Origin of the sequence: Rhodopila sp., assembly GCF_965276935.1 — a bacterium.
In the GTDB taxonomy this organism is placed as follows: Bacteria; Pseudomonadota; Alphaproteobacteria; order Acetobacterales; family Acetobacteraceae; genus Rhodopila.
Genome location: NZ_CBDIBS010000003.1, coordinates 1,025,970 through 1,050,531 on the forward strand (window position 1 = coordinate 1,025,970; position 24,562 = coordinate 1,050,531).

The following is a 24,562-nucleotide window of genomic DNA, read 5'->3' on the forward strand; positions in this document are numbered from 1 at the left end:
GTCATCGGGCGAGGCGCGACAGGCTGCTGATAACCCTTGCAGTCCGAACGCCTACGGCACAGCCTGTGGCGGCGCATTCACGCCGGCAAATCCCCAATCCTGCTGCGTCAGGAACGCCTCTACCGGCACCAGCGAGCGATCAGGCGCTTCCTCTTGCGGCACATGTCCCAATCCGGTGAATGTCACCAGCCGGCTGTTGGGGATCGCCCTCAGGTAGTCCTGGGCGTTGCCGGGCGGGATCAGCGCGTCCTTCTCTCCCCAGATCAGTAAAGTAGGCGCCTTGATGCGGCGAAGTAATGGCTCTGGCGGTTCCAGCCGCACCTGCGCCGTCCGCGCCAGCAGCGCCCGCCTGACGCCCGGCGCGAGCATCAGGTCTCGATAGCGGTCCACCACCGCGTTGGTCAGCAGCGACGGGTCGCCGTAGGCCGGCACCAGGTTCATTCGCAACATGAACCGAGGTAGCGTGTAGGGCAGCACCCGGGCGATCAGCGGCACCTCGGCCTGCTTGCCATATTCGAAGCCGGGGCTGGCGAAACCATCCGGCGAGATCAGCACCAGCTTGTCCACCCGCGCGGGGTGTTCGGCCGCGAACATCCAGGCGAGCTTGCCGCCCATCGAGTTGCCTACCAAGGACGCCTGCGGCACCGCCAGCGCATCCATCAAGGCGGCCAAGACCGCCATGCCGCGGGCGTCCGAGTAGTCACCGGTCGGATCGGCGCCGGTCAGCCCGAAGCCCGGCAAATCATACCGGATCACCCGGAAGCGCTGCGAAAGCGCCCGCGCCCACGGCTCCCAGGTATGCAGGCTGGAGCCGAGACCGTGCAGCAGAATGACCGCGGGAGCATTCCTTGGCCCAGTGTCGCGGACATGCAGCCTTAACCCGGCTATCTGTAGAAATTCAGACTCCCTCCCAGCATATTTGGCCTCCAGCGGCGCGCGCGGCCTGTCGGGCGTGTAGAGCCAGATGCCGCCGCCGATCAGGATCGCGGCGGCCAGCAGCAGCATAACCGTCAGCAACTTCATTCGCGCGTCAGGCCGTATGGCTTCACCAGCGCCCAGACGTGGTCCGGCACCATGTTGCGTACACGCTTCGGGTAGCGGCGCCGCAGATGCAGCACGGTCTCGATCGCCTTCATCTCCACCCGTGCGCGGGCGAACTCCAGACCGCGCGGTCCGACCCGCGGCATCAGCCAGCCGACGAGCGGGCGCGCCCAGTTGGGCATGCCACGCAGCGGCAGGCCGCCGGCGGCGCGTGCGGTGTTCTTCATGAACCCGGTGACCGGGCCCTTGCGCTTGCCGGCGCTGCCTGGTTCGGCGGTGCGGATCTCGTCGCCGAGCATCGCCAGCAGTTCCTCCCCGCGGCCGTTGCGGACCAGCAGCCACTGTTCACCCTGGCCGCCCATGTAGCCCACGGTGATGTCCGCCAGCACGTTGGTGTAATCGACGCAGGTGCGGCAGGTCATCGGAAAGAAGTCCGGCGGCAGTTTGGAGATCGGAAGCATAAGGAAGGGAATGGCCTTGGTGCGCCCGTCGGTGAAGCGCAGCTCGACATGGTAGTCGGCACGAAACTCCAGATAGGTGATGGTGTCCGGATCCTCGGCCAGCAGCGCCAGGAATTCATGAAATCGTTCCGTGGTGGTGTTGTCCGAGCACGGCGTGCCGATGACGTACAGCTTCTCGAACCCGAGTTCCTGTTCCAGCGCGCGCAGCGCATAAACTTGGCAGGGAATGCCGATGATGGCCAGGCGCCTGAAGCCTTTTTCCCGCGCCGGTTCCAGCAGCGCCAGCAGCGGCGCATAGCCCATGCGCATGCCGCGGCAGTGCGCCATGCCGGCCGGGTCGGTCACCAGCACCGGCACCGGCCGCCAGCGATCGTTCGGATCAGGTGCCATTGTCAGCACGGCATCGACCGCCTTGGTTTCCAGCAGCCGTTCGGCGATCCGCGTGGCGATCCCGGTCCATTGCGCGCCCGGCAAGGGCGTCACCAGCGAGGCGCGCAACATGCGGCGGAACGGGCCGAAGAATACCTCGTCCATGCGGGCCGGGTCGCGCGCGCGCCCATGCACGCGAGCCTCAAGGCCGGGGTAGTCAGGTTTTATGAACTGGCAGGCCCGCCCGCAGCGCCTGGGATCGGCTGAACGGGATATACCGCAATCGGTGCAGAGGCCGCGCGGCGCGGCGTCACGCAGCGGCGGCGTCAAGCCCGGCGCAGATATCTGTCGGTTCAGGTCCACGAATGATCCGCCCTTGTCCAGGCGCGATAAGACCGGTTGCCGCCAGTTCGTGCAACCTATCCAATATTCCTGCGCGTCCCGGTTCGCTATCCCAGTTGATCTGCAGGACCAGATTCTCGGCGACGTCGTCAAGCTTCACGTTGTCATTCTCACGCAGGAAGCGCTCGAACCGATCGGGTGGGACCAGCCGCTTCGGCAGTCGGATCATGAGCTGACGGGTGCCCCAGTTCGCCAGATAAAGGTGCAGGTCGAAGTAGCGCGCCATCAGCTTGGATGGATTGCCCTTGAAGTCGCCCCACTGGTAGTCGTTGGTGAAGCTGGTCGCGGTGATCCGCGCGCGGGTGGACAGGTCGCGCAACGCCGCCTGATCCGCCGGGCTCAGCGGGCGGTCGATCGCCTGGAATTCATAATACTGGTACTCGCTCATGATGCGCTCCACGGCGGAGGCTGGATGGATTACGGGGGGAAGTCCGGTGCCAGGATATCCAGCGGGTCTGCGCGTGTCATGCCGGGTGCGCCGCCAGGATGATCAAGCCGTGACGTTCAGCAGCGGCGCGTGCCCAACTGCTGGAGCCATCCGACGAAAACCGTCTCCTGGTATTTGGCAGGGTCGCCGTCATTTACACGATACACCGCAGCGCCTACCTTATTTTCCATAAACCAAGGCGAAAACCACCGCCATGAACCATTCTCCGGCGGACCGTCCCGACCCGGATCACCGCCTGACAGGCGCCATCGACTGCGATGTCCATCCGGCCGTGCCGAGCACCCGGGTGCTGCTGCCGTATCTGGATGACTACTGGCGTGAGCACATCCTGCGGCGTGGTCTGGAACGAGAAAACCTGGAATTGAGTGCCTATCCGGCCAATGCGCCGATCAATGGCCGGCCGGACTGGCACCTGCCCAGCGGTCCACCCGGCAGCAGCCTGGAAGCGCTGCAAAGCCATATTCTCGACCGGCTGCACCCCAGTTTCGCTATCTGCAACGTCCTGCATGGCGCGCAGGTCATGTTCAGCGAGGACCTTTCCGCCGGCCTCTGCCGCGGCATTAACAACTGGATCAAGGCGGAGTGGCTTGATCGGGACCCGCGGCTGCGCGCCTCCATCGTCGTGCCGGTGCACAGCGCCGAGCTGGCGGCGGAGGAAATCCACCGCATGGCCCCCGACCACCGCTTCGTCCAGGTCCTTCTTCTCGCCATGACCGAGCTGCCGCTGGGCCGGCGGCAGAACTGGCCGATCTATCAGGCCGCCGAACAACATAATCTGCCAGTCGGCATCCATGCCGGCAGCAGCTTTCGCCATCCACCGAGCGCTCTCGGCTGGCCATCGTACTACCTGGAGGACTACGTTTCGCAAGGTCAGGGTTTCCAGGCCGCGCTGAACAGCCTGGTCAGCGAGGGCGTCTTCAACAAGTTCCCGGCGCTGAAGGTGGTGCTGATCGAATCCGGCGTCACCTGGCTGCCGGCGTCCCTTTGGCGCCTGGACAAGACCTGGCGCGGCGTGCGGTCCGAGGTGCCCTGGCTGGAACGCCAGCCGACCGAGGTGGTGCGCGAACACGTTCGCCTGACCCTGCAACCATTCGACGCGCCGCCGACCGAGCGGCAACTGCTGACCTTGCTGGAGCAGCTTGGCTCCGACCGAATGCTGCTGTTTTCCACCGACTATCCCCACTGGCACTTCGATGGCGACGATGCCCTGCCGCTCGGCCTACCCGCTGACCTGATCCGGAAAATCTGCCTCGATAATCCGCTAGATACCTATCCACGCCTGCGCACCTGAAGGAGACCACCCGATGAACATGACCGTTCTGGATCGCAAGCCCGATCCTGCTTCTCAGCCGGCGCGCGCCGCCCAGAGCCATCTTGGCTTCATCGACTGCGACGTGCATCCCTACGTCAAGACCGCCGAGGATTTTGATCCGTTCCTGTCGAAGCGCTGGGTGGAGCATCGCCGCACCATCGGCAACCGTTCGCGCCAGGGTCTCGGCAAGACATCGATGTATCCGCGCATCTCCCCCGGCGCCGGCATGCGGATGGATAGCTGGCCGGCCGGCGGCGGTCACCCCGGTTCCGACCTGCCGATGATGCGCGAGCAGCTTCTGGACCTGTTCGATGTCGCCTATGGCCTGCTCGCCCCGCTGGTGGGTGGTGGCGGCGGCGAACGCAATGTCGAGTTTGGCGCGGCGATGGCCACCGCCGTCAACGACTGGCAGATCGCTCATTGGTGCGATCCCGACCCGCGGCTGAAAGGCGCCGTGCAGGTCAACATCGAGCACGCCGAAGCCGCCATCGCCGAGATTGAGAAGCGCGCCGGCGACCGCCGCTTCGTCCAGGTCAACATCCCGCCGCGCGGCCTGGAGCCGCTGGGCCGCCGCCGTTACTGGCCGATCCTGCAGGCCTGCGCCGCCAATGGTTTTCCGATCTCGCTGCATCTGGGCGGCACCAGCGGCCATGCCTCCACCGGCGGCGGCTGGCCGTCTTTCTACCATGAGGAACATCCGTCCTATGTGCAGACCATGCAGACCCTGGTTACCAGCCTGGTCTGTGAAGGTGTGTTCGAGCAGATCCCCAACCTGAAGGTGGTGCTGGTGGAGGGTGGTTTCGCCTGGCTCCCCGCCCTGTGCTGGCGCCTGGACAAGCACTGGAACCGCCTGCGCGCGGAGGTGCCGCATCTGAAGCGTGCACCGTCAGAATACGTGCGTGAGCACTTCTGGGTCACCACCCAGCCGATCGAGGAGCCGGAGCGGCCGGCCGACATGGCATCCGTCTTGGAGTGGATCGGCCCGGAGCGGGTGATGTTCTCCACCGACTATCCGCACTGGGATCAGGACGACCCACGCTACGCCTTCAAGATCCCGCTGCCGGAGGACTGGAAGCGGCGGATCTACCGCGACAACGCACGCGCGCTTTACCAGTTGGACTGACGCATGAGCCGGCACGTCGTCGCCCGGGCCGACGAGATACCAACGGGCAGCCGCAAGATCGTCACGGTGAAGGGACGGGAGATCGGCATCTTCAGGGTCGGCGAAACCTTCTACGGCCTGATCAACCGCTGCCCCCACCAGGGCGCGCCGCTATGCCGCGGCGAAATCGTCAGCCGGCTGGTGGCACCCGTCCCTGGGGAATACCGGCTGACCCGCCCTGGCGAGATGATCCGCTGTCCCTGGCATTGCTGGGAGTTTGACATCCGAACGGGCCAGTCCTTGTGCGACCCGAACAGCGTTCAGGCGCGCGCGTTCAATGTGGCGGTCGAGCCAGGCAAGGCGGTCGTGGAAGGCCCTTTCGTTGCGGAGTCGGTGCAGGTGGCGGTTGAGGAAAACTATGTTGTCGTCACGGTGTAGGCATCAGCCGTCGAGCATTGTCTGCACGCCTGTAGCCAATCAAATCAATCCCCACGCATGCAGGTTGTGGTGTCAGTGAACGCGTCGTGCGCAGCGGTGCGCCACGTTTCTCAAGCCGCGCGATCTTGCTCTGATGCAGAAGAACAAGAGCAACCTGAGACCAGACCTTGGATCGGCGTAACGCGAGCTTACTTGCGATAGAACTCGGAGCAGTTGCCTATGACTTTTGTAAAATGGTTGTGACACCCAGGAATACCGCCGGTTCCAGGATGCCATGCGCCGGATAATCCTGTTAGGTGGAGCAGGGCACGCTGGATGCCTGGAAGGGCGCGGCGAAAAATGGGATTTATTTGGGCTATCATTATTGGGTTCGTTGCGGGCGCGGTTGCGAAACTCATCATGCCGGGACGTGACCCAGGCGGCTTCATCGTCACCATCCTGCTTGGCATCGGCGGCTCGGTCGTGGCGACCTGGCTGGGTCGGACGCTGGGCTGGTATCATGGTGAGCAGAGCGCGCGGTTCATCGGTTCAGTGGTCGGCGCGATCATCATTCTTGCCATCTATCGTATGGTTGTTCGCAACCGCGCCAACAACGGCATTCCGGGTGATCGCAGAATAAACTGACCGCATTGCGGCGCCGGATTATCTGGCTCGTATCAATTATCAACCCCGGAGGCTTCGCGATGAGTGGATTTCTTGGTCAGATGCTCCAGGGCGTGCTTGGCGGCGGCCAGCAGGGTCAGGCTTCGCCGATTGCCGGCATTCTGCAACAGGTGCTCTCGGTCAAGGACGGCGATAAGCAAGGCGTTGCGGCGATCATTTCGAAATTCCAGTCGGCGGGCCTTGGGCAGCCGGTGCAATCCTGGGTGGGAACCGGGCAGAATGCGCCCGTTTCAGGCAACCAGGTCGGACAGGTCTTTTCACAGAATCAGATTGAAGGTTGGGCGCAGCAGGCAGGAACAACGCCGGATGCCATGCGTGACGTGCTTGCACAAGCTTTGCCTCATGTGATCGACCATGCGACGCCGGGGGGACAGGTTCCAGCCCAGACTACGGACCTGTCTGGCCTGATCGGCCGGCTGTTCGGTGGGGCCGGCACGACGCGATAAGAGCCGACAACGTGCCACCTGGCGCGGCATTGCGAAACCCAGTCCAGGCCCAGCTGCGTGGCTTACTTCTCGCCATCACCGGACGGACGTGATCCGTCAAACAACAAGTCGTCTCGAACGCGCTGGCATCACACTCCGACCGCCGCCTTCACCCGCGCCGCCGACAGCGGCAGATCGCGCAGCCGAGCGCCCGTCGCATCGCGGACCGCGTTGGCAATCGCGGCGGCAGTGGGACCCTGCCCTGCCTCCCCCGTGCCTAAAAACGGCTGGCCCGGACGCGGCACGATATGCACCTCGACCGACTCCGGCACTGCCGGAAAGCGCATAATCGGATAGCCGCTCCAGTCTGTGCTGGTGATGCGCTCTTGGTCGAACCGAACCATCTCATATAGCGTCCAGCTCGCGGACTGCACGATCGCGCCTTCGATCTGGTTGCGGATGCCGTCGGGATTGATCGGCTGCCCGCTATCCACCGCGGCGACAATGCGCCCGAGGCGGATCTGCCCCGTCTCATGCTCCACCCGAAGCGTCAGTGCGACCGCGCAATAGGCCCCCAGGTTCTTGTAGCGGGCGAAGGCAAAGCCGCGGCCCTCCTCCGTCGAGCGCGGCGGGGCATTCGGCCAGCCGAATTTGGCGGCGGCTGTCTCGATCACCGTTTTCGCCCGTTCGTCAGTCAGATGCCGCAACCGGAATGCAACCGGATTGACACCGGCAGCCTGTGCCAGCTCGTCCATGAAGCTTTCAATTGCAAACACGTTCAAGTAGGCGCCCAGAGAGCGCAGCGCGGAGACACGAAGCGGCATCCGCGGAATGAAATGCGACACCACGCGCGCATTCGGCAAGGCGTAGATCGGGTTGCTGTTCCGATCCCCACCGCCCTCCGGCATCGGGATCGGCGCCGGCGGCGGAACCGGCAGGGCATTAGGCAACGCGGCGTTCTGCAGCATCAGACCGCCGACGTTCGGCCGGCGATTGTGCGTGTTGCTCCAGACCTCATAGTTCCAGTCAACGATGCTCCCGTCCCTGTCGATCGCGCCCGCGACCTCGGCGATCATCGCCGGACCGTAGGGTTCGCTGGTATGCTCCTGCTCACGCATCCATTGCACGCGGATCGGCCGGCCGGGCACGGCACGGGCGATCAGCACCGCGTCGCCGGCGACGTCGTCGGCGCCATTATGGCCGTAGCAGCCGGACCCTTCGACATGAATGCAACGAACCGCTTCGGACGGCAGGCCCAGAAGCTGCGCCAGGGCGCCACGCAGCGGGAACACCCCCTGTGTGTGCGTCCAGACCGTCATCACGCCATCCGCCAACCGCGCCAGAGCGCAGGATGGACCAATCGCGCCATGCATCAGGTAGGGACGCGTGTAACGCGCGGTCAGCCGTTTCACCGGCGGTTCGGCCGGGGCCGACCAGTTCAGCACGGGAATGTCGCGCGCCGGCAGCGCACGCAGCGTGTCGAGCACGCTCGCCTCATTCGGCAAGCTCGCGGTTTCCTGCCACCGCGCGGCGGCGGCCAGCGCACGCATCGCCTTGATCGCCTGCCATTCCGTCTCGGCTACGACAGCCAGGTAGCTGCCCTCGCGCACCACCCGCACGACGCCAGGCATGCGCTCCACCGGCCCGGCATCGAAATCGAGCAGCTTCGCGCCGACACTCGGCTGACGGACCGCCCGGGCGTGCAACATGTTCGGCAGGCGCAGGTCCTGCACGTACGCGGCGGCGCCGGTCACCTTCGCCGGGATGTCGACCCGCGGCACCGGCGTGCCCATCACCTGATATGTCGCCGGATCTTTCAACGGGCTGGTTGGCTGCGCCTGGACGTGCAGCGCCAGCTTCGCCGCCAATGGACCGTAACCCAGGCTGCGCCCGTCCGGCGCACGCACCACGCCCCCCGCGGTCACCAGCGTTTCCGCGGCGACGCCGAATGTGGCGGCGGCGGCATCGCGCAACAGCGCCCGAACCTGCGCGGCGGCATTCATGATGGCGGTGCCGCTGTCCTGCATGGAGTGGCTGCCGGCGGTAAAGCCCTCGTTCGGCGTCGCGGCGGTATCGGCGGTGACCAGCTCGATGTCTCCGGTCGGCACGTCGAGCTGCTCCGCCGCGACCTGCAGCAAGGCTGTCTTCAGCCCCTGCCCCAGCTCGGCCTTGCCGGTGAACACGGTGATCCGGCCTTCCGACCCAACGCGGATCCAGGCGTCGAGCAGCGGGGTCTCCTTCAGGCTGCCTGGCAGCGGCGTGGTGGTCGCCGGCGGCGGCGTTCCGCCCTGCTCCGCCGCGCTGGCGCCACGCAGGGAGAACGAGACCACCAGGCCCCCGCCGGCTGCCAGCAGCGCGCGGCGCGACAGCAGGGCGTTCACGGCTTCCCGCTCACGCCGGCCGCAGCCAAACCAGGCACCGTTGGTTGCGCCAGCGCCGCCTGATCCAGCCCCGCGGACCGCTGACCCGCCGCGGCTTGCCGCACGGCTGCGAGGATACGCATATGGGTGCCGCAGCGACACAGGTTGACCGCCATGGTTTCGCGGATCTCCCGCTCGGACGGATGCGGATTATGCTCCAGCAGCGCCTGCGCCCGCATCACCATGCCGGCGATGCAGTAGCCGCATTGCGCCGCCTGCTCAGCAATGAAGGCGCGTTGCACCGCGTTGGGCGAGGCAGGCGAGCCAAGCCCCTCGATGGTGCGGACACGCCGGCCAGCCAGCAGCGCGACCGGCATCAGGCAGGAAAACACCGCCTTACCGTCGACAATCACCGTGCAGGCGCCGCACTGGCCAAGCCCGCAGCCGAACTTGGAGCCGTTCAAACCAAGCTCGTCGCGCAGCACATACAGCAGCGGGGTATCCGGATCAGACCCAATGTCTCGATCCTGCCCGTTCAGGTGCAGCCTGATCATGATGCGCCTCCGCCCTGTCGCGCCCGTGCCACCGCGGCCGGCAGGTCGGTCCACGGCGGCTTGTCACTGTCGTGCGCCCGCACATAGCCGGCAAGGTCAGCGACCTGCGCATCGGTCAACGCATCGCCGAACGCCGGCATGTAAGGGGCGGCTTTTCCCTCACGCCACGGAATGCCGTGCAGGATGATCTCGATCACGTCTTGTGGCGTCGGCGCGTTGACCGCGGTGCCAAACGACAACGGCGGCGCCCCGCTGCGCGTCATTGGCGCATCCGCGGCATGGCATCCGCCACAGGCGCCGGCGAACATCGCGGCTGCCGGTTGGTCGCCGCTGGTACGGGTATGCGGCGGCTCAGGGGCGGCTTTCGGCATAAAGAAAGCGATGTAGCGCGCGATGGCGCGGATGTCCGCCTCGGGCACCTGGGCAAGTTCCTCGGTAACCGCTGTCATCGGGCCGGCCGCTGCGCCGTGCTGGGCCTGGAAACCGGTGCGCAGGTAGGTCGCCAGCGCATCGCGCGTCCATGGGTCGCGTGCCGGGGAGGCTGCCTGCAACGCCGGCGCATACCAATGCTCCGCTTCGCCGCCGCCCAGCGCCAGCGCCCCGCGTTCGGCGCCGAGGGCGTTGTGCGGCGTGTGGCAGGCGCCACAATGGCCGATCGCCTCCACCAGATAGGCGCCGCGGTTCCAGTCGGCGTCATGCGCCGGGTCAGGCTGCCAGGGACCAGGGCGCAGATACAGCAGGTTCCAGCCGGCGAGCAGGATCCGGTTATTCAGCGGGAACGGCAGGCGGTTGCGCGGCGGCGTCTGACGGACCGGCGCGCGGGTCATCAGAAAGGCATACATCGCGGCGATGTCCGCGTCGCTCGCGCGGGTAAAATGCGGATAGGGCAGCACCGGGTAAAGATGGCGTCCGGCACGGTCGATCCCGTCGCGCATCGCGCGTCGGAACGCCGCTTCCGACCAGGTGCCGATCCCGGTCCTGGGGTCCGGCGTGATGTTGGTGGCATAGACGGTGCCGAACGGCGTCGGGATGCCGCGCCCGCCGGCATAGGGACGGCCACCGTCGGCGGTGTGGCAGACGGCGCAGTCACCAATCGCCGCCAGTTCAGCACCGCGTGCGATCCGGTCCGGCTGGAAGGCGCTGTCGTCCGGGCGCGCGATGCGGGAAATGGCAGGGTGCCAGACCGTCGCCCACCCGGCGACGATGAGCACGGCTGCGACCAGAATTGTGCCACGGAGGCGCCAGGACCGGACCATGCGCGCTTACCAGCCGCTCGTCGTGTCATGAAGCGTGGACAAAGGCACCAACATGAACTTGCGTGAATTGGCCCAAGCGTGAAGGCACTACAATGCGGACAGCTCCGGCAGTGCGTCCAGCGGGAATTATCCTGGACCGTATCATCCGGCGACCCGCGCCTCGTCAAGCTACACTGGTCACGACGCTCGACAATCATCGGCACTAGCCATTTCAACCGCCACCACCGCCACCGCCACCGCCGCCACCGCCGGGAAACGAGAAGTAACCTCCCAGCCGCAGTTTGAAGGTCTGTCCGTCACAACCGCTGCCGGCCGCATCGCCATGGATGGAAATCGTGCTTACCTGCGAGGTGAATTGTCCCGTCACGTTGGCCGTCCGATTCCCCGTCAGGTCCGTGGCGGTGATCTGAAAGCTGTCATCCGCGTTGAGCCGGCCGGACAGATTGGCTATCCACTGTTGTCCGTCACCAGACAGATATCCGCCGATGGATCGTTGAGGATCAACGACAAACTGCCACTCAAGACTCGGACAGGCACCTGACCGTGGGGTAGAGATATGATACCACTGACCAATCATTATCTGCTCGAGCGTGCATCCCGGTAAAACCGCTGTGGCCAAGCTGAGCACGATCATGCTGATTGTCAGAGCGCTTGCCGGTCTTATCCTCATGATCGTGTGTTCTCCGCCGCCTGCGCCTGCAATGCCTCAAGACGGCAGGTGTTGTTGGGGTCCGGTTCGGCAAGGTGGCGAAGCGCGCTTCCGGTAAGCGTCAAGCGAATGGACTCGTATTATCCAGTAGCAGACGGTCGGTAAAGCCGATCAGCGCCGCGAACCCATCAGCAATCGCCTGGGTGGTTTCGAGCGCAAGTTCCTGACGAACAAAGGGGGGACCTGATCGCCTGCGTCTCAGGCACTGGCCGGCACGGCAAGACCAAATGTATTCATCGCATTGCTACGCAGGATCGCCGATGCGGTTTGCGGCTCCAGTTCCTGAAGGATCGCCCGGTGCACGGTTGGACTATGCCAGGTCGCGGTATCCAGTTCGGCGTTGCCGACATGCGGCGGAAAGAACGGATAGTCGGTGCCGAACAGAAGCCGGTCGGCGCCCACCAGCGCTATCAGCAGGGACAGCGTTGGCATCTGATAGCCGATCGCGTCGTAGTGCATCATGCGAAGATAGGAACTCGGCGGATGGCGCAACCGCACGGGTGAGTGGGCATCGCCGGCGACACAGGCATCCAGCCGCCCCGCCAGATAAGGCAGCACGCCGCCGGCATGCGCGACCATCAGCTTCAGCCCAGGAAACCGGTCGAGCGTGCCGCCCAGGATCAGCCGTGTGATGGCGGTGGTCGTCTCGAACGGAAAGCCCAGTGCCAGGGCCATCGCATGGCCGTAGCCGCCCATTACCTCGTTGCCCAGCCCGTAATGCGGATGGACGAAAAGCATCAGTCCGTTGCGTTCCGCGGCCGCCCAGACCGGGTCCAGCGCCGGATCGTCCAGACCCTTGCCGGCGCCGGTGGTGCCGATCGCCGCACCGCGCAGATGCGGCAGGCGGGCGATCCGGCCGAGTTCGGCCGCCGCGGTCATCGGGTCGCGTGGCAGCAGACCCATGCCGTACAGGCGACCGCCGCTGCCCGCGCACAATGCCTCCATATCTTCATTGATGTCGACGGCCGCTGGGCCGGCATCAGCCGCCGGCAAGAAGTCCAGCCACGGATTGGCGGGGCTGACGACCGATACGGCAATGCCGTGCCCGTCCATGAACGCCAGCTTTCGCGCGCCATCCCAGTATTCGCTGCCGATCGGCCGGCCGGAACTGGTGCTGGCGTCGGTGTCCTCGCCGGGCAGGATCAGCATTCGATCCTGTCCACCGCGGGTCACGATGCGCGGAACAGCCGTCCTGTTTTGCAACAAAGTGATATAGCGATTCGAATAGACGTGCGTATGCACATCGACTGCCAAACCACCAAGAAAAGAAACGCTCATTTCAAATCCATCTCGGCTTTGTTCCTGTCGTATGAGTGTACCCGCCGGCCGGCTTCTTGATGATGATCAGCATCAGGCCGCTGGCAACTTGAGCTACCGCTGGAAAGTAGATTGCAACTGCCTCAGCAATTGGTCGCGGCTGTACGGCTTGATCAGCAGCGGAACGTTCCTTGGCGGGTCGGCACCCGCCGTCCCGCTGTATCCCGATGTCAGCACGACCCTGAGGCCCGGACGCAGCCGCTTTGCCTCGTTCGTCAGTTGAACGCCATTGATGCCGCCCGGCATCACGATATCCGTGAACAGAAGATCCACCTGATCTGATTTCCGCAGGCGTTCCAGCGCGTCACGTCCATTGGTGGCGGCCAGCGTCGCAAATCCCAGCTCGTGCAGCGTCTCCACCGTCGTATCGAGCACACTTGGCTGGTCTTCCACGACCAGCACAACCTTGCCGCGGGCATTTCGCGGAACCACGGGTTTGGCGGGTTCGGCATCGTTGTCGAAGACCATCCGCCCTGTGACCGGCAAGGTGATCTCGATCTTGGTCCCCTTGTTCAGAACGGAGGCGATGCGCACGCTGCCACCTGCCTGCTTGGCGAAACCATAGACCTGGCTCAGGCCCAGTCCGGTTCCCTTGCCGACATCCTTCGTGGTAAAGAACGGTTCGAACGCCTTCGCCATGGTCGCCTGGTCCATGCCGCTGCCAGTATCCGAGATCGTGACGCGCACGCCGAGCCCGCGGAGGCTGGGTTCCGGCACTTCAGGTGATGTCGCCCTGGATGCCGATCCTGGTGCCGGCCGATCGCCACCGCTCACATTGCGCGTGGCGATCTTCACCATGCCGCCATTCGGCATCGCATCCCTGGCATTCCCGACCAGGTTGAGAATGGCGGACTCGAACTGTCCTGGATCGATACTGACCGGCTCAAGCGCGGGATCCAGATCGAACACGATCTGCACGGCCTCGCTGGCGGCGCGGTCCAGCAACAGCTTGAATGCGGTCAAGCGGTCGTTTAGGCAGATCATCTGCGGCCTGACAATCTGCCGACCGGCGAAGGCGAGGAGCTGCTGGGTAATCTCCGCCCCCCGCTTCGCGGCAAGTTGAATGCCGGCGGCCAGGCGCTGAACCCTGGCCGGGTCATCCGGGCGCCGATCGATCATCGCCGCGTTGCCAAGGATGACCGTCAGCAGATTGTTAAAGTCATGTGCGACGCCGCCCGTCAACTGGCCGACCGCCTCCAGGCGTTGTGACCGCAGCAGCGTGTGTTCCGCGATCTCCCGCCGCGCGATCTCCTGCCGCGCCAGGGCAAGCGCCTGCTCCTCGCTGATCGCGCGGGACAGCGCGGTCTTCGCAAGGCCGAACAGCACCATGGTGATCGGTATTCCGATCAGCAGACGGATCAGCACGGCGCGGCGCCACTCCGCCATGATCGCGCTCCATGAGCGTCCGGCGGCAACGTACAGCGGATAGCCGCGCACCTTGCGGTAGGCGAACAGGCGCAGCGGATGCGTGCGGTCGATCAGGCTGTTGCGTTCGTAGGTCCCTCCATCAGGCGATTTCTTGATGGCGGCCAGGAATGTGGCGGCTGCACTGGCAGGCAGCGGCGGTCCATCGTATCGCGGATAGCGAGCCAGGAATTCACCGTCGTCGCGCAGCAGGGTGATGACCTTGCCGTCAAGGTCGTTGCCCGCCTCCCGCAGCAGTCCGCGGTAAAAATTGGAAAAGAATTCAGGAGATACGGCGACATCAATGATTCCCTTGATCGCTCCGTCCGGCGCGGTCCATTGGCGTCCCAGCCCAAAAAAGGGCCGCTGGTAGATCTGGCCGGTCTGCAGCCGACTGACAAACAGCCCGTTTTGGCCGCCGATCAAGGCCTTGAAGTAGTCTCGGTCACGCAGATCGACGTCACGGCGAATTGGATAACTGCCGGCATTCACCAGCGGTTTGCCGTCCCTGGCCACGACCATGACACTCACGACATCAGGTAGCCGGGAGACCATCCGAACCAGCACCTGATGCAACGGGAACTCGTTGGCGATGATGCCCGCTTCGCTCAGGTTGCTGACAAGGTCGTTAACATAGTCGACAAGCTGGCTCTGGCTGTCGAAGACCTTGCCGACATTTTCCCGTGCCACCTCGCCGGTTCGTTCAAGGTCATGCCGAGCCTCCGCGATGATGCCGCGGTAATTCAGCCATGACAGGGTGATTAAAACCATGATTGGCAGGGTTACCGACGCCGCGAGCAACACTCGAAGCGATCCAATCGCGCTCGCATTCGCTCCGGGCAGCCGCACGTGTTCATCTCTGCTAGAACCCGGGACCAAAAAGTATATGGGCTGTCGTGGCCGCGCAAATGCTGCCGTGGGATAAGCTGGATTATCATGACACGTAATCGTGAGAACTTGTTGAAGCGGTCCGCAGCGGCATCTTTACCCGGCGCCACCAGAGCTGGTCCACCGTGGTTCCGTGGCCGTTGTTCCCATCGCCATGCATGAACCGGCCGATGCGCGCCCGCCGAACCATCGAGCTTGCCGATGCATAAGGTGCGGCGGATGAAGCCTGACTCGACGCTCGGCCTGCTCCGTTCGATGCCGGTATGGCCCCTGCTGGCGACCCTGGCGGTGCAGACGCTGGCAACGATGGCGATGTATTCGCTGCCGGCCGTGGCGCCCGAGGTGGCGCGGGACCTGCACGTAAACGGTACGCTGGTAGGCGGTTTCGTCGCCGCGGCTTATGGCGTCGGCATCCTGTCGGCGCTGGTCTCGCCCGGTCTGGTGCGGCGCTATGGCGGCGTGCGGGCGACGCAGGCAGTGTTGCTGGCGGCGGCGGGAATGCTGCTGCTGGCAGGACTTGGCTCCGGCGTTACCGGCCTGGCATTGGCGGCGGTGGTGCTGGGTCTGGGCTATGGCGCCGCCGCCCCGGCCAGCACCCATCTGCTGGTGCCGCAGACACCGCAGCCGGTATTCAATCTGGTGATGTCGCTGCGCCAGATCGGCGTGCCGCTGGGCGGCGTATTGGCGGCGCTGATCCTGCCGCCGCTGACCCTGGCAATCGGCTGGCGCGCGGCCCTGATGGCCGAGTTGGGCCCAATCCTGCTGCTGATCGTGCTGATGGAGTTCCCCCGGCGACGCTGGGATATCGACCGCGAGCCAACGCGGCGCGTCTTCGGCCGCACCCTGGTGCAGCCGTTCGCGCTGCTGCGCGATCAGCGCTTTCGCCGGCTGTCGGTCGCCGCCTTCGTCTATGCCGGCCTGTCGCTGTGCCTGGTGGCATTCATGACAGTGCAGTTGACAACCACGGTTGGGCTGGACCTGGTACGCGCCGGCCAGATGCTGGCAGCGTACCAGATCGCCGGCTCGGTCAGCCGGCCGATCTGGGGCTGGATCGCCGACCGGTTCCTGACGCCGGCGCAGACCCTGGCGGCGCTTGGCGCGGGAATGGCAGTGACCTCGGTGCTGACGGCGCTGTATGCACGCGGCTGGCCGACATGGGCGATCCTGGCGAATGCGCTGCTAGCCGGCTGCACCACCGGCGGCTACACCGGGGTCGCCTATGCGGAATATGCCGCCCTGGGTGGCGCACGACGGACCGAGGCAACCGGGCTTGGCACCGCGATCCTGTTTGCCGGCGGCATGGCAGTCCCTCCGGTGTTCGGTGTGGCGGTCACCGCGCTGGGGGGATATGAACTAAGCTACATTGTCGCTGCCGGTTGCGCGCTGGCATCTGCTGTGCTGCTGGCGCTGCCACCGTCGCGACGGTGACGCGACGGCAAGCGACCCGGGTTCCGTCTCGGCCGGTTCAAGTTATAGACCCCGTTCAGACTCTATCCATACAGCGCCGAAGACTCTAGCCATACAGCGCCGACAATTGCGCCTGCGTCATCTCCAGTAGTTGGGTATGGCTGTAGGCGGCAGCCATGGTGGCAGCCGTGGCGGAAAGCTGCGTGGTGGTCAGCGCGGCAACCTGCACGGCGGACAGCGCCTGCACCGCGGAGACGCCAAGCGCCGCGTAGGCGTCAGTCGACAACGCGGCCACGTCGGCAGTGGACAGGCTGGGGATCTGCGCCGAAAGCAGCCCGGCCAAGTCGGTCCCCAAGTCGCCGACCTGCGCGGTCGTCAACACCGCGAGTTGCGCCGCCGAAAGACTGCCGACCTGCGCCGAGGTCAGCCCGCCGATTTGGTTCGCCGCCAACGCGGCGACCTGATCCGTGCCGAACGCCAGTAACTGGATCGTGGTCAAGGCGCCGATCTGCTGCGCCGACAGGGCCGCCGCTTGTGGGGTGCTGAGACCGAGTATACCGGAGTAGGAGAATGCCCCGACCTGGCCGGCCGAAAGCGCGGCGACGGCAGCGGTGGACAAGGCGGCGACCTGCGCCGAACTGAAGCCGCCAAGCTGGGTCCCGGTCAGCGCGCTGGCCTCGGTGCCCAGACCGGCCACTGTTGCCGTCGCCAGGCTAGCAATGGCGCCGGCTGAGAATCCGCCGAGTTGGCTGGTGGTCAGCCCGCCGATGATCGCGCTGGACAGCGCCGCCACCTGCGCCGACCCAAAGCCGGCGATCTGACTGGCGCCGAACAGGCCGACCCGGCCTGCCGTCGCTGTCACCGTGACATCCAGGCCGGCGACGCCGGCCGCCGCCAGCGCCTGGAACTGCGTGTCCGACAGGCTGGCGATCTGGTCGGACGACAGCGCCGCCACCTGCGCCGACCCAAGCGCACGCACCTGCGCGGTCGCCAGCGCGTCAAGCTGATTAGCACTCAGGCCCGCCAGCCCGCCTGTCGTCAGGCCGCCGATGCTGGCCATCGATAATGTGGCGATTTGCACGCCGGTCAGCGCACCGACCGAGGCGGCCGAAAGCGCGCCGCCTTGTCCAGCGGTCAGCGCGGCAAGCTGGCCGCTGGTCAGGGCGGTGAACTGGGCCGTGTTCAAGCCGGCCATCGAGGAGGTGGAAAGACCGGCGATCGCGGCGGCGGACAGCGCGGCAAGTTGCATGGTGGTGAAGCCGGTCACGGTACCTGACGGGATCGCGGCGACCTGCGCCGCCTTCAGCGCGCCAAGCTGGCCGGTCGAGAATCCGGCGAACTGGTCGGTCGTCAGGGCCGCGACGTTCCCGGTGCCCAAGGCGGCGATCTGGGCGGTTCCCAGCGCGGCGATCTGACCTGAACCGAAGGCGCTGGTCGCGGCGGCGGCCAGACCCGACACGCCAGCCGCCGACAGCGCGGCCACCTGCGTCGCCGAAAGCCCGGCGGTGTCCGCGGTCGGCAGCGCGGCAATCTGCGCCGCGCCAAGGCTTTGCACCTGAGCCGTGGTCAGCGCGCCCACCTGAGGGACGCTGAGGACCTGAAGTTGCGCGCTGCTCAGACCGCTCAGGGCGGTGGCGGCAATCACGTTGATCTGGGCAGTGGACAAAGCTGCGATACCGGCTGTGGCGACCGCGGCAAGCTGCGTGCGGCTCAGCGCGGCGACCTGCGCCGTGCCGAAAGCGGTGATCGCGCCGGTGCCGAGGCCGGCGACAGCCGTTGCGGACAGGGCGGCGATCTGAGCCGTGGACAGCGCGGCAAGGCTGGCGCCTGGCACCGCCGCGGTCTGCGCCGATCCCAGAGCGGCAAGTTGGGTCGCCGCCAGTTGGGCGAACTGGGATGCCGCCAGTCCAGCGATTTGGGTCGACGTCAGTGCGCCGATTTCCACATTCGACAGCCCACGCAGTTGCGCCGAACTGAAGTCATTGAGCACGGCGGGCGATAGCACGGCGACCTGCGCGGCCTTGAGGGCGGTTACCTGGGCGGGCGATAACCCGGCGATCTGGCTGCTGGACAGGATGCCGAGACCTGCCGTGCCCAGGCCGGCGACGCCGGTGACCGGCAAGGCGCTGATCTGCGTGGAGCTTAAGGCGGACAGGACCGTGGTGGACAGGGCACCGACCTGCGCGGCGGTCAGCCGGCCAAGTTGTGCCGTCGTCAGGGACCCGACCTGGGCCGAACTCAATGCGGCGACCTGCGCGGTGGTCAGGGCGGCGGCCTGCGCGGCGGTCAACGCGGCGACCTGCGCGCTGCCCAGGCTGCCGACCGCGCTGGTGGATAGGCCGGCGATCGCGGCCGGAGCAATCGCCGCCACCTGCGCCGTGCTCAGCGCGTCGGCCTGATCGGTGGACAGGGCGCCAAGCTGAGCCGAGTTCAGCGCGGCGATGCCGGCGATGGGCAACGCGGCCTGCTGCGCGGGATTGAGCGCGGCAAGAAATGTTGCCGGCAGGGCGGCGGCCTGCGCCGGCCTCAGCGCGCCGATCTGCCCGGCGGTCAGGCCGGTAACCTGGGCGTCGGAAAGCGACCGCAACGCCGTTGCCGTCAGGCCCGGAACCGCGGTGGTCGCGAAGTCGCCGATCTGCGCCGATGTCAGCGCGGCCACGGCCGCTGTCGACAGGGCGCCAAGCTGGACCGGGTTCAGCGCGCCAAGTTGGGTCGAGGTCAGACCAGCGACCTGCGCCGAACCCAGGAACAGCACTTGGCCCGGTTTCAGCCCGGCAACCTGGCTAGCCGACAAGGCGGCAAGCTGATCCGTGGACAGCGACGCGATCTGCACGGTGGTCAAGGCGCCAATCTGGCTCGCCGTCAGCGCCCGGGTTTGCGTCGGACTCAGCGCGGCTAGTTGATCAGTGCCGAGAACGGCGATCCCCGCAATCGGCAGGGCGGCGACTTGCACCGTTGCCAGCGTGGCGACCGTCGCGGTCGGCAGGGCGGCAATCTGGGCGGTGCCGAGGGCGGCAATCTGCGGGCGCGTCAGGCTGTCGATCTGGTCGCTGGACAAGGCGATCAGGTCCACGTTGGTCAGTCCCTTGATCTCGGCCGCGGTCAGCGCCTGGACCTGAGTCGTGGTCAGCGCGGTGATAAAGTCGGTTCCCATCGCCGCGATCGTTCGCGAGCCGAGACTGGCGATCTGCGACACGCTCAGGTAGGTGACGTGGTTCGCTGAGGTAATGCTCATGCCCGCCGATCCGCCAGGGTTGCCTTTGTCCGGTCATGGCGCAGCCGTCCCGGAATGGGTCGGGATGGTCATGGTCCAACCGGGCGGGCATGGCAGATACTGGTTAAGATCGGGTGAATATCGTGGAGGCCTGCCGGCGGAAACTCGTCCGTGTGATCGGGTTTCGATCAGGTCGCACCAACTGGTCATGGCCGGATCTTGTCCCGGCCATCCGTCTTCAACCATTGATGCGAGGATGGCCCGAACGAGCCCTGGCGCGCGCCCGGCCATGACGGGTTGAAGCTGGAGCGACCTGATCGAAAACCACCCTACGCCGCCACATCATCCACCAACACGACATGCAGATTGCGCGGGCCGTGCGCGCCCAGTTCCAGCGTCTGCTCGATGTCCGCCGATCGCGACGGCCCTGTCACGATCATCACGTTGCGCGGCATGCCGCCGATCTCCGTCCGCAGCCGGTTCCAGGCTTCCTCATAGGCGCCGACGATGGCGGAGGCGCGCAGCACCACGATCGCGGTATCCGCCAGCAGGTTCAGCGTTGTCGGCCGTTCGGGCGCGCTGGGCAGCATCAGCGATCCAGTCTCGGCGATACCCGCGAAACCATGCTGCACGCTGACCGCATCGGTCGCCTCTGCTCGGCCCATACGGATTTCCAGCAGCGGGCGGTCGGACCAGGGGATCGTGCGCAACTCGGGATGCGGCGCCATCGCCGCCTGGACGGGCAGGTTCCGCACCGCCAGGTAGTCCACGACCGCGCCCGGCACCGACGCCAGATCCGGTACGCGAGCAACCGTGCCGAACTCTTTCTCCACATTATTTACAAACAAATCGACCTGTTGCGGGTGCGGCAGGCGGGAGCGGGCGGGGATCGGATGGCGTGGGTGCCGCGCGATGCGATCGCGCAGCATCGCGGCCTGATCCGGCGGCAGCGGTCCACGCCTCAGGCCACGGCGGATGGCGGTCAACATCGCCTGTTTGGCGATCAAATGCGCCCCGCGCGCTGTTCGCGGGCATAGCGGGCAAAGAAGGTATCACCCTCGGGTGCCGGCAGGTCGCGTCCCTGGGTCCAGCCGCCAGCCAGCGGCATCGACGTAAATCGTCCACGCCTGCGACCCAGCAGGCCCAGACTCTTCGCGACAGCCCGCGTCGCCAGGCGATACAGCGCGGGCCGGCGGGCGAAGAACCCCCAGATGCGCAGGTTGGCGCGTGTGGTCGCGGGAGTCAGGTGCCGCTCGAACTCCCGCTCGCGCCAGTGCCGCATCAGTTTTGGCAACGGGATGCGCACCGGACAGACGCTCTCGCATTTGCCGCAGAAGGTGGAGGCATTGGGCAGATGCCCCGCCTTGTCCACGCCGATCAGGCTGGGCGTCAGCACGGCGCCCATCGGGCCGGGATATACCCAGCCATAGGCATGGCCGCCGACCGCGCCATAGACCGGGCAGTGGTTCATGCACGCGGCGCAGCGGATGCAGCGCAGCATCTCCTGGAACGCGGTGCCAAGCATGGCGGAGCGGCCGTTGTCGAGCAGGATGACGTGGTACTCGTCCGGGCCGTCGAGGTCGCCGGGCCGACGGACGCCAGTGGAAAACGTGGTATAGACGGAGAAATCCTGGCCGGTTGCCGATCGTGCCAGGACCCGCAGCAGCGAGGTCGTGTCCTCCAGCGTCGGCACGCATTTCTCGATGCTGGCCAGCACGATGTGAACGCGCGGCAGGGTCTGGGTCAGGTCGCCGTTGCCCTCATTCGTTACGATGACGCTGCTGCCGGTCTCGGCGATCAGGAAATTTGCGCCGGTGATGCCGACGTCGGCGGCAAGGAATTTCGAACGCAGCTTGGTGCGCGCCTCATTCAGGATGTCGCGGCGCTCGGCGAACACGCGGTCAGGCGGCAGGTCAGTGTGGGTTTTTCGAAATGCCTCCTCCCAGTCCTCCATGTTCAGGTGGAAAGCAGGCGCGATAATGTGGCTCGGCAATTCATGGCGAAGCTGGATGATGTATTCGCCGAGGTCGGTCTCGATCGGCGTGATGCCGTTGGCTTCCAGATGGTCGTTGATGGCGATTTCCTCGCCGATCATCGATTTGCCCTTGGTCACGGTGCGCGCGCCCGCTGCCTGGCAAATCGCCAGCACGGCGGAACGGGCGGCGTCGGCGTCACTGCACCAATGGACCTTGCCGCCGGATTCCAGGACCTTCGCCTCATAGGCTTCCAGGTAGAAATCCAGGTTGGCGAGGGCGTGGTTCTTGATGTCGCGGGCTTCGTCGCGAAGGGTTTCGAACTCCGGCAGGTTGGCGACCGCGGCGGTGCGGCGGGCAATGAAGCTGGGCCCGCTGCGGGCGAGCGCCTTCTGCAATCCGGGATCGGACAGCGCCTGCTGCGCGTTCTTCTTGAAGTCGGGCGAGGTGGCGATGTGCATGGGGTGGTTCCGGCGGGTGGGCGATCACCCTTGCCGGTAAACCCGCATCGCGTTCTCCTGGAACACCGCCCGCTTCTGCGCCTCGGTCAGCTTCAGCGGCAACGCCTGTGCCGGATCGTCGAAGTCCCAATGCGGATAGTCGGTGGCGAACAGCACGCGATCCCAGCCGATCCACTCGATCGCCTCCGCCAACTGGCTGCGTGGCTCGGGCTCCTCGATCGGCTGCGTGGTGAACCAGACATTCGTGCGGATATACTCGGACGGAGCGCGCTTCAGCGCCGGCAGTTCCTGCTTCAGCTTCGCCCATTGCCGGTCCATCCGCCAACCCAGCGCGGCGGCCCAGGCCAAGCCGCCCTCGATCAGCACCACCCGTAGATCCGGCACATGCTCGAACACGCCTTCCAGGATCATGCTGACCAGCAGCGCCTGCTGCGCCTGGGCATGGCCGACCATCTCCTCAATGTAGTAGCTGCCCCAGCCGCCGGCGGTGTTTGGCCAGCCGCCGTTGCCGAAGGCGTGGATGCCGACCGCGAGTCCCGCCGCCGCCGCTGCCTCATAGATCGGCCAGTAGCGCCGCTGCCCGAGCGGCTCCGCCGTCCGGCTGAGCAGCAGGACCTGCGCGAAGTCCGCATCGCCGGAACGCAGCTCGATCTCCTTGACCGAAGCGGCGGTGTCCTCATACGGCACCACCACCGACCCGCGCAGCCGGCGGTCTTGCGACGTCCACTCCGCCTTCTGCCATTCATTGGTGGCATGCGTGATCGCCGCCGACAGGTCCGGGCTTATTGCACCCTGGCCGCTGGTCAGCGGATTGAGAATGCCGAGCGCCACGTTGTTCGGGTCCAGGTGCTGGTGCTGCATGAAGTTCAGGTCGCTGCCGGGCGAGCCGCCATCCGGCGTGAACGAATCCCGCCGGCATGCCTGAGGCTGACCTTTCGGATAGGCCGAACCTTTCTCCCACGGCTGGCGATAGGTGATGCCGAATGTCTCGACATGGTCCACCCAGCGCTTCGACAGATAGGGATAAAGCGACTTGCTCACCCCGCCGATGCCGACGCCGCCGGGCCGGGGATGAATGTCGCAATCCGCGATCGCCAGCCGCGATGCGGCGGTGGGTTGGATACCGCTACGAGCAACGACGTCCACCGTCATGGCACGATCTCCCTGTCTACCGTTTCATTGAGCCGAACATAGGTGCGCAGCGGGTTGTCCACCATGATTTTCCGCGTCAGGCCCGCATCCAGCCCGTCCGGGACCGGATCCGCGCCGTTGAACTGCCAATGCGGATAATCGGTGGAGAACAGCAGCATCTCGTCCGAGCCGATATGCTCGATCAGCCGCATCACCGCGGCCGGATCGGGTGGCGCATCGAACGGCTGCAAGGTCAGTCGCACCCGATCGCGAACGATGGAGCCGGGCGGATCGGACACCCATGGGATTTCGCTGCGCAGCCCCTTCCAGAATTTGGTCAGGCGCCACAGGTAGGCCGGCAACCAGGACACGCCGGATTCCATCAGCACCACGGTCAACGCCGGAAATTTCGCGAAGACGCCCTCGGTGATCAGGCTGGTAAGCTGCGACTGGAACGCCGTGGCCTGGTTGACGTATTCCTCGGTGAACGAGGTCGGCCAGCCGACCGGCGTCATCGGGTGCCGGTACATGCTGCCGGCGTGGATCCCGACCGGCAAGCCATGGCGTTCGGCCGCGGCATAGATCGGCCAGTATTGACGGCGGCCGAGCGTTGCCTCGGAGCCGACCAGCAGCATGACCTGGACGAAGCGGCGGTCAGCGGCGCAGCGCTTGATCTCGTCCACCGCCATCTCGGCGTTCTGCATCGGCACGACGATGGAGGCGCGCAGGCGAGGATCGCGGTCCAGCCATTCCCGGGCAATCCAGTCGTTCAAGGCACGACAGAAGGCGACGCCCAGATCCTCGCTGAACTGCGCCTGCACTCCATACAGGCAGTTGCAGATCGCCAGCCGTGTGCCGAACGGATCGAGCGCCTGCCGCCCCAGCGTCGCCGCATCCGTGGCGGTGCGTCCGGTGGCGTCCCGCCAGTCGTCGCGAAAACTCAGCGGATTGCGGGATGGATAGCTGATCGTGGTCAGATCATCTATGCCGCGCCGGACGGCGGTTTCCCGCCAGTGATCGTCCAGATACGGCAGCAGCGCCGCCAGGTTGGGAACGACGGGATGCACATCGCAGTCGATGGGCGCGGGTGGCGTCATCTCGGCGATCGCACCAGCCGTTCGTCATCGGTGATCTTCACCAAATGCATCTTGATGGCCATACTCTTCAGTATGGCAGCAGAATCCGCCGCCGCCAACCTGTCTGGCCGTATCGTCAGGTTGATAGTGG

20 protein-coding genes are annotated in these 24,562 nt (G+C 65.8%); 6 read left to right on the top strand and 14 right to left on the bottom strand.

The features are described 5' to 3' along the window. Nucleotides 1-51: 51 nt before the first annotated feature. The 3 genes from ACQY4S_RS12575 to ACQY4S_RS12585 form a co-directional block, all read right to left on the bottom strand. Nucleotides 52-1,023 (bottom strand): alpha/beta fold hydrolase, encoded by a 972-nt coding sequence (locus tag ACQY4S_RS12575; protein WP_428485542.1) that lies wholly within the window; start codon nucleotides 1,021-1,023, stop codon nucleotides 52-54. Next, nucleotides 1,020-2,066 carry a Coenzyme F420 hydrogenase/dehydrogenase, beta subunit C-terminal domain gene (locus tag ACQY4S_RS12580; RefSeq protein ID WP_428485543.1) on the bottom strand — a complete coding sequence of 349 codons (1,047 nt, stop codon included), beginning with the start codon at nucleotides 2,064-2,066 and terminating at the stop codon, nucleotides 1,020-1,022. Before ACQY4S_RS12580 ends, ACQY4S_RS12575 begins: the two co-directional genes overlap by 4 nt. A 115-nt stretch (nucleotides 2,067-2,181) precedes the next feature. Further along, nucleotides 2,182-2,661: a hypothetical protein gene (locus ACQY4S_RS12585; protein ID WP_428485544.1), complete on the bottom strand. Its 480-nt coding sequence runs from the start codon at nucleotides 2,659-2,661 to the stop codon at nucleotides 2,182-2,184. 253 nt (nucleotides 2,662-2,914) lie between these two features. On the opposite strand from ACQY4S_RS12585, the gene ACQY4S_RS12590 reads away from it, so the two are divergent. The 5 genes from ACQY4S_RS12590 to ACQY4S_RS12610 all read left to right on the top strand — a co-directional run bounded on the left by ACQY4S_RS12590 (nucleotide 2,915) and on the right by ACQY4S_RS12610 (nucleotide 6,682). After that, entirely contained in the window at nucleotides 2,915-4,012 is a 1,098-nt protein-coding gene (locus ACQY4S_RS12590; protein WP_428485545.1) for an amidohydrolase family protein, read from the top strand. Between the two features lie 13 nt (nucleotides 4,013-4,025). Beyond that, nucleotides 4,026-5,156 carry an amidohydrolase family protein gene (locus ACQY4S_RS12595; protein ID WP_428485546.1) on the top strand — a complete coding sequence of 377 codons (1,131 nt, stop codon included), beginning with the start codon at nucleotides 4,026-4,028 and terminating at the stop codon, nucleotides 5,154-5,156. Between the two features lie 3 nt (nucleotides 5,157-5,159). Beyond that, nucleotides 5,160-5,573 (top strand): Rieske (2Fe-2S) protein, encoded by a 414-nt coding sequence (locus ACQY4S_RS12600; protein WP_428485547.1) that lies wholly within the window; start codon nucleotides 5,160-5,162, stop codon nucleotides 5,571-5,573. A gap of 399 nt (nucleotides 5,574-5,972) precedes the next feature. Then, nucleotides 5,973-6,197 carry a GlsB/YeaQ/YmgE family stress response membrane protein gene (locus ACQY4S_RS12605; RefSeq protein WP_428485548.1) on the top strand — a complete coding sequence of 75 codons (225 nt, stop codon included), beginning with the start codon at nucleotides 5,973-5,975 and terminating at the stop codon, nucleotides 6,195-6,197. Nucleotides 6,198-6,256: 59 nt separating this feature from the next. Next, entirely contained in the window at nucleotides 6,257-6,682 is a 426-nt protein-coding gene (locus ACQY4S_RS12610; RefSeq protein WP_428485549.1) for a YidB family protein, read from the top strand. A 128-nt stretch (nucleotides 6,683-6,810) separates the two neighbouring features. Here the strand turns inward: ACQY4S_RS12610 and ACQY4S_RS12615 are convergent, their stop codons facing one another. From ACQY4S_RS12615 to ACQY4S_RS12640, 6 genes are all read right to left on the bottom strand, one after another. Further along, entirely contained in the window at nucleotides 6,811-9,042 is a 2,232-nt protein-coding gene (locus ACQY4S_RS12615) for a molybdopterin cofactor-binding domain-containing protein (RefSeq protein ID WP_428485550.1), read from the bottom strand. Continuing rightward, nucleotides 9,039-9,575: a (2Fe-2S)-binding protein gene (locus tag ACQY4S_RS12620; RefSeq protein WP_428485551.1), complete on the bottom strand. Its 537-nt coding sequence runs from the start codon at nucleotides 9,573-9,575 to the stop codon at nucleotides 9,039-9,041. The genes ACQY4S_RS12615 and ACQY4S_RS12620 overlap by 4 nt, the downstream gene beginning before the upstream one ends. Further along, nucleotides 9,572-10,786, bottom strand: coding sequence for a cytochrome c (locus ACQY4S_RS12625; protein ID WP_428485552.1), 1,215 nt, complete (start codon nucleotides 10,784-10,786; stop codon nucleotides 9,572-9,574). Before ACQY4S_RS12625 ends, ACQY4S_RS12620 begins: the two co-directional genes overlap by 4 nt. Nucleotides 10,787-11,042: 256 nt before the next feature. Beyond that, nucleotides 11,043-11,465: a hypothetical protein gene (locus ACQY4S_RS12630; RefSeq protein ID WP_428485553.1), complete on the bottom strand. Its 423-nt coding sequence runs from the start codon at nucleotides 11,463-11,465 to the stop codon at nucleotides 11,043-11,045. Nucleotides 11,466-11,738: 273 nt separating this feature from the next. Beyond that, nucleotides 11,739-12,818, bottom strand: a complete 1,080-nt coding sequence (locus ACQY4S_RS12635; RefSeq protein ID WP_428485554.1) for an amidohydrolase family protein — start codon at nucleotides 12,816-12,818, stop codon at nucleotides 11,739-11,741. A 93-nt stretch (nucleotides 12,819-12,911) separates the two neighbouring features. Further along, nucleotides 12,912-15,032 (bottom strand): ATP-binding protein, encoded by a 2,121-nt coding sequence (locus ACQY4S_RS12640; RefSeq protein ID WP_428485555.1) that lies wholly within the window; start codon nucleotides 15,030-15,032, stop codon nucleotides 12,912-12,914. Between the two features lie 336 nt (nucleotides 15,033-15,368). On the opposite strand from ACQY4S_RS12640, the gene ACQY4S_RS12645 reads away from it, so the two are divergent. Next, nucleotides 15,369-16,577: an MFS transporter gene (locus ACQY4S_RS12645; RefSeq protein WP_428485556.1), complete on the top strand. Its 1,209-nt coding sequence runs from the start codon at nucleotides 15,369-15,371 to the stop codon at nucleotides 16,575-16,577. A gap of 85 nt (nucleotides 16,578-16,662) precedes the next feature. Here ACQY4S_RS12645 and ACQY4S_RS12650 read toward each other — a convergent pair whose 3' ends face one another. The 5 genes from ACQY4S_RS12650 to ACQY4S_RS12670 form a co-directional block, all read right to left on the bottom strand. After that, complete coding sequence (locus ACQY4S_RS12650; RefSeq protein ID WP_428485557.1) at nucleotides 16,663-19,791, bottom strand: beta strand repeat-containing protein; 3,129 nt, start codon at nucleotides 19,789-19,791, stop codon at nucleotides 16,663-16,665. Between the two features lie 308 nt (nucleotides 19,792-20,099). After that, the gene (locus ACQY4S_RS12655) at nucleotides 20,100-20,759 is read right to left on the bottom strand and encodes a LutC/YkgG family protein (protein WP_428485558.1); all 660 of its coding nucleotides are present in this window, start codon (nucleotides 20,757-20,759) and stop codon (nucleotides 20,100-20,102) included. Between the two features lie 14 nt (nucleotides 20,760-20,773). Then, nucleotides 20,774-22,204 (bottom strand): lactate utilization protein B, encoded by a 1,431-nt coding sequence (locus ACQY4S_RS12660; protein ID WP_428485559.1) that lies wholly within the window; start codon nucleotides 22,202-22,204, stop codon nucleotides 20,774-20,776. 24 nt (nucleotides 22,205-22,228) lie between these two features. Further along, entirely contained in the window at nucleotides 22,229-23,356 is a 1,128-nt protein-coding gene (locus tag ACQY4S_RS12665; protein WP_428485560.1) for an amidohydrolase family protein, read from the bottom strand. After that, nucleotides 23,353-24,432: an amidohydrolase family protein gene (locus ACQY4S_RS12670; protein WP_428485561.1), complete on the bottom strand. Its 1,080-nt coding sequence runs from the start codon at nucleotides 24,430-24,432 to the stop codon at nucleotides 23,353-23,355. Before ACQY4S_RS12670 ends, ACQY4S_RS12665 begins: the two co-directional genes overlap by 4 nt. Between the last annotated feature and the right edge of the window lie 130 nt (nucleotides 24,433-24,562).

What these genes read in the sequence shown, in the direction of transcription:
- ACQY4S_RS12585 (WP_428485544.1), bottom strand. Translation starts at nt 2,661, where the DNA reads ATGAGCGAGTACCAGTATTATGAATTCCAGGCGATCGACCGCCCGCTG.
- ACQY4S_RS12645 (WP_428485556.1), top strand. Translation starts at nt 15,369, where the DNA reads ATGAAGCCTGACTCGACGCTCGGCCTGCTCCGTTCGATGCCGGTATGG.
- ACQY4S_RS12635 (WP_428485554.1), bottom strand. Translation starts at nt 12,818, where the DNA reads ATGAGCGTTTCTTTTCTTGGTGGTTTGGCAGTCGATGTGCATACGCAC.
- ACQY4S_RS12670 (WP_428485561.1), bottom strand. Translation starts at nt 24,432, where the DNA reads ATGACGCCACCCGCGCCCATCGACTGCGATGTGCATCCCGTCGTTCCC.
- ACQY4S_RS12600 (WP_428485547.1), top strand. Translation starts at nt 5,160, where the DNA reads ATGAGCCGGCACGTCGTCGCCCGGGCCGACGAGATACCAACGGGCAGC.
- ACQY4S_RS12610 (WP_428485549.1), top strand. Translation starts at nt 6,257, where the DNA reads ATGAGTGGATTTCTTGGTCAGATGCTCCAGGGCGTGCTTGGCGGCGGC.
- ACQY4S_RS12620 (WP_428485551.1), bottom strand. Translation starts at nt 9,575, where the DNA reads ATGATCAGGCTGCACCTGAACGGGCAGGATCGAGACATTGGGTCTGAT.
- ACQY4S_RS12590 (WP_428485545.1), top strand. Translation starts at nt 2,915, where the DNA reads ATGAACCATTCTCCGGCGGACCGTCCCGACCCGGATCACCGCCTGACA.
- ACQY4S_RS12655 (WP_428485558.1), bottom strand. Translation starts at nt 20,759, where the DNA reads ATGTTGACCGCCATCCGCCGTGGCCTGAGGCGTGGACCGCTGCCGCCG.
- ACQY4S_RS12665 (WP_428485560.1), bottom strand. Translation starts at nt 23,356, where the DNA reads ATGACGGTGGACGTCGTTGCTCGTAGCGGTATCCAACCCACCGCCGCA.
- ACQY4S_RS12575 (WP_428485542.1), bottom strand. Translation starts at nt 1,023, where the DNA reads ATGAAGTTGCTGACGGTTATGCTGCTGCTGGCCGCCGCGATCCTGATC.
- ACQY4S_RS12660 (WP_428485559.1), bottom strand. Translation starts at nt 22,204, where the DNA reads ATGCACATCGCCACCTCGCCCGACTTCAAGAAGAACGCGCAGCAGGCG.
- ACQY4S_RS12630 (WP_428485553.1), bottom strand. Translation starts at nt 11,465, where the DNA reads ATGATCGTGCTCAGCTTGGCCACAGCGGTTTTACCGGGATGCACGCTC.
- ACQY4S_RS12595 (WP_428485546.1), top strand. Translation starts at nt 4,026, where the DNA reads ATGAACATGACCGTTCTGGATCGCAAGCCCGATCCTGCTTCTCAGCCG.
- ACQY4S_RS12640 (WP_428485555.1), bottom strand. Translation starts at nt 15,032, where the DNA reads ATGGTTTTAATCACCCTGTCATGGCTGAATTACCGCGGCATCATCGCG.
- ACQY4S_RS12605 (WP_428485548.1), top strand. Translation starts at nt 5,973, where the DNA reads ATGCCGGGACGTGACCCAGGCGGCTTCATCGTCACCATCCTGCTTGGC.
- ACQY4S_RS12650 (WP_428485557.1), bottom strand. Translation starts at nt 19,791, where the DNA reads ATGAGCATTACCTCAGCGAACCACGTCACCTACCTGAGCGTGTCGCAG.